This window comes from Mesorhizobium sp. M7A.F.Ca.CA.001.08.2.1 (genome assembly GCF_003998455.1).
In the GTDB taxonomy this organism is placed as follows: Bacteria; Pseudomonadota; Alphaproteobacteria; order Rhizobiales; family Rhizobiaceae; genus Mesorhizobium; species Mesorhizobium ciceri.
In genome coordinates, this window is the sequence record NZ_RZPW01000724.1 from 1 (window position 1) to 3,144 (window position 3,144).

The following is a 3,144-nucleotide window of genomic DNA, read 5'->3' on the forward strand; positions in this document are numbered from 1 at the left end:
CGCGGCGAGGGCGGCGTGCTGTCGCTGATGGCCCTGGCGCGCGGCAGTTTCCCCAAGCGCTCGGCGCTGATGCTCGGCATCGGCATCGTCGGAGCATCGCTTTTCTTCGGCGACGCCGTCATCACGCCGGCGATTTCGGTGCTGTCGGCGGTCGAAGGCATGAACGTCGTCACGCCGACCTTCCAGCCTTATGTCGTGCCGCTGACACTGGTCATTCTCGCCATGGTGTTCGCGGTGCAACGTTTCGGCACGGGCGGCGTGGGATTGGTCTTCGGTCCCGTGACCGCGGTATGGTTCCTGGCGATCGGCCTTTCCGGTCTCAATCACATAGTCGCCGATCCGGAAATCCTGTGGGCGATCAGCCCGCACTACATCGTCGCCTTCCTGATCAATTCGCCCGACGTCGCCTTCGTCACCATCGGCGCCATCTTCCTCGCCGTCACCGGCGCCGAAGCGCTCTATGCCGATCTTGGCCATTTCGGCCGCAAGCCGATCGTGCTCGCCTGGCTGTGGGTCGTGTTTCCGTGCCTGCTGCTCAATTATGCCGGGCAGGGCGCTTTCGTGCTGGCCAAGAACGGCGTCGTCGGCCATCCGTTCTTCGAAATGAATGAAGGCTGGACGCTGATCCCGATGGTCGTGCTGGCGACCGCCGCCACGGTCATCGCCAGCCAGGCGGTGATCTCGGGCGCCTTCTCGTTGACCAGGCAGGCGGTGCAGCTCAACATGCTGCCGCGCCTGGAAATTCTGCATACGTCGGAGAAACAGTCCGGCCAGATCTACATGCCGCGCGTCAACCTGCTGCTGGCGCTGGTGGTGATGATGCTGGTGGTGGGCTTCGGCGAGTCCAGCAGGCTGGCATCGGCCTACGGCATCTCGGTGACCGGCAACATGCTGGTGACCACGGTGCTGTTGTTTGTGGTCATGACGCGGATCTGGAAATGGAAGCTGTGGCTGGCGGTCTCGCTGACGGCGCTGTTCGGCTTCATCGATATCGGCTTCTTTGCCTCCAACATCGTCAAGGTGTTCGAGGGCGGCTGGGCCTCGCTGGCCGTGGCCTTCACCGTCGTGCTGGCCATGTGGACCTGGGTGCGCGGCAGCCGCTATCTGTTCGACAAGACCCGGCGCAACGAGATCCCGCTCGATTTCCTTGCCGGCAATTTGTTGAAGAAGAAGCCGCAGCTGGTCTCCGGCACCGCCGTGTTCCTGACCAGCGATCCGCTCAGCGCGCCAACCGCGCTGATGCACAGCCTGAAGCACTACAAGGTGCTGCATGAGCAGAACGTCATCCTTTCGGTGGTGACCGCGCCGCAGCCGGTGGTGCCCGACAGCGACCGGGTCAAGATGGAGACGGTCAACGAGCTGTTCATGCGGGTAACGCTGACCTTCGGCTACATGGAACAGCCCAACATCCCGCGCGCGCTGGCGATCTGCCGCAAGCAGGGCTGGAAGTTCGACATCATGACGACTTCGTTCTTCCTGTCGCGGCGTTCGCTCAAGGCCTCGCCCAATTCCGGCATGCCGGTGTGGCAGGACCGGCTGTTCATCGGCCTGGCGCGCACTGCGGCCGACGCGACGGAGTATTTCCAGATCCCGACCGGGCGCGTGGTGGAGATCGGCACTCAGGTGGCCATCTAGGACATGCCGATATTCAGGTGAGGCCGGCCTGCGAACGGCAGGTTCCTGCGCTTCCGGTACTCACGGACCAAGTGTCCGCTCCGTTCCGGTTCTCGGAACCCACATTCTCGGTCCAGCCTGACCTGAATCTCGACATGTCCTGGCGAATGAGCTGTGTCTTGCGGCACAGTCCATGTCACTCCGCTTCAACCGGCCAGCGCGGCCTTGTTCGCCTCGAGGAACTGCTTCAGCGTTCTTGGCTTGCGGCCGGAAAGCGTCTCGACCGAGTCCGTCACCATGGCGATGCGGCCGGAGCGCGTGTTGACGTCGAAGGACACGATGACTTCAGCAAAATCCTCGGGAACGCCTGATGCCTTTACCCCTTCGGTGAGCGCTTCATCCGGAACCTGCACGACATCGAGCGACTTGCCGGTGACCTCGCTTACCAGGGCGGCAATCTCTGCCGTGGTGTAGGCGTGCGGACCGGTCAAGGTGTAGGTCTTGCTTTCGTTTGAAGCGCCAGCGAGGCTGGCGGCGATCGCCGCTGCCATGTCGTCGCGCGCACCGTGGGCAATGCGCCCGTCGCCGGCCGACGTGTACCATTTTCCCGAGGCGATCGCGTGCGGCAGGGCCATGAACAGGTTCTCCTGGTACCAGCCGTTGCGGAAGATCGTGTAGGGGATGCCGCTCGCCTTGATCGCCTGCTCGGTGCTGTAGTGGTCATCTGCAAACAGGACCGGCGATACCGGCTCCGGATTGGGCATCGAGGTGTAGAGCAGATGCGAAATGCCGGCATTTTTGGCCGCGGCGACGGCATTTTCGTGCTGCTTCAGGCGCCTGCCGCTTTTGAGATCGAGATCGCCGGTCGAAATGATCAGCACCTTGTCGGCGCCTTTGAATGCGGTTTCCAGCGACGCCGCGTCGTTGAAGTCGGCGGCCCTGACAACGACGCCGCGCAACGCCAGATCGGCCACGCTTTCCGGATTGCGTGTGGCGGCGATGATGTTTGCCGGTGGAACTTTGTGCTTGTCGAGGAGATATTGGATGACGCCGCGGCCGAGCTGGCCGGAAGCGCCGGTGACGAGAAGGGTTTCGGTCATGGAAGGTCCTGACATTGCGCCGCTAAGGCGGTTCGAGTGGCAGTCTCAAAAAGAGACCAGCACTAAAATAGGAATTGACCTGGTGCCGTAAAGAAGGCAGTTTTTCGGGAGGTAGGCACACGCAGGGAACCAGCCATGGACGGCAAGGTCATCAATCTGAAATCGAAGTTGGAGGTCTACAAGGCCATCTCGGGCGGCGGCAATATTGCCAATTGTCCGGTTCGCGAGGTCATTCAAGGGGTGAGCGGCAAATGGAGATCGCTGTTGATGATGGCGCTGGCTGAAAAACCCTATCGCTTCGGCGAGTTGCGGCGCCTTGTGCCCGACATTTCGCAACGCATGCTGACGCAGACGCTGTACGATCTTCAGCGCGATGGCTATGTGCATCGTGAGGTGTTCCCGACCAAACCACCAAGCGTCGAATACAGCT

General features: G+C 62.0%; 3 protein-coding genes. 2 read left to right on the plus strand and 1 reads right to left on the minus strand.

What is annotated here, in order from left to right; genetic code table 11:
- Nucleotides 1-1,635, plus strand: a 1,635-nt coding sequence (locus tag EN914_RS29730) for a potassium transporter Kup (RefSeq protein ID WP_164779005.1), incomplete at its 5' end; no start/stop codon positions are given.
- A 185-nt stretch (nt 1,636-1,820) separates the two neighbouring features.
- On the opposite strand, the gene EN914_RS29735 is transcribed toward EN914_RS29730, so the two are convergent.
- A complete protein-coding gene (locus EN914_RS29735) occupies nt 1,821-2,714 on the minus strand; it encodes an SDR family oxidoreductase (RefSeq protein WP_024501388.1) in 894 nt (297 codons plus the stop codon).
- Nucleotides 2,715-2,849: 135 nt separating this feature from the next.
- Between EN914_RS29735 and EN914_RS29740 the strand changes: the two genes are divergently transcribed.
- A partial coding sequence (locus EN914_RS29740; RefSeq protein ID WP_164779006.1) for a helix-turn-helix domain-containing protein occupies nt 2,850-3,144 on the plus strand: 295 nt, incomplete at its 3' end.

Coding starts and splice junctions, on each gene's coding strand:
- EN914_RS29735 (WP_024501388.1), bottom strand. CDS start 2,714: ATGACCGAAACCCTTCTCGTCACCGGCGCTTCCGGCCAGCTCGGCCGC.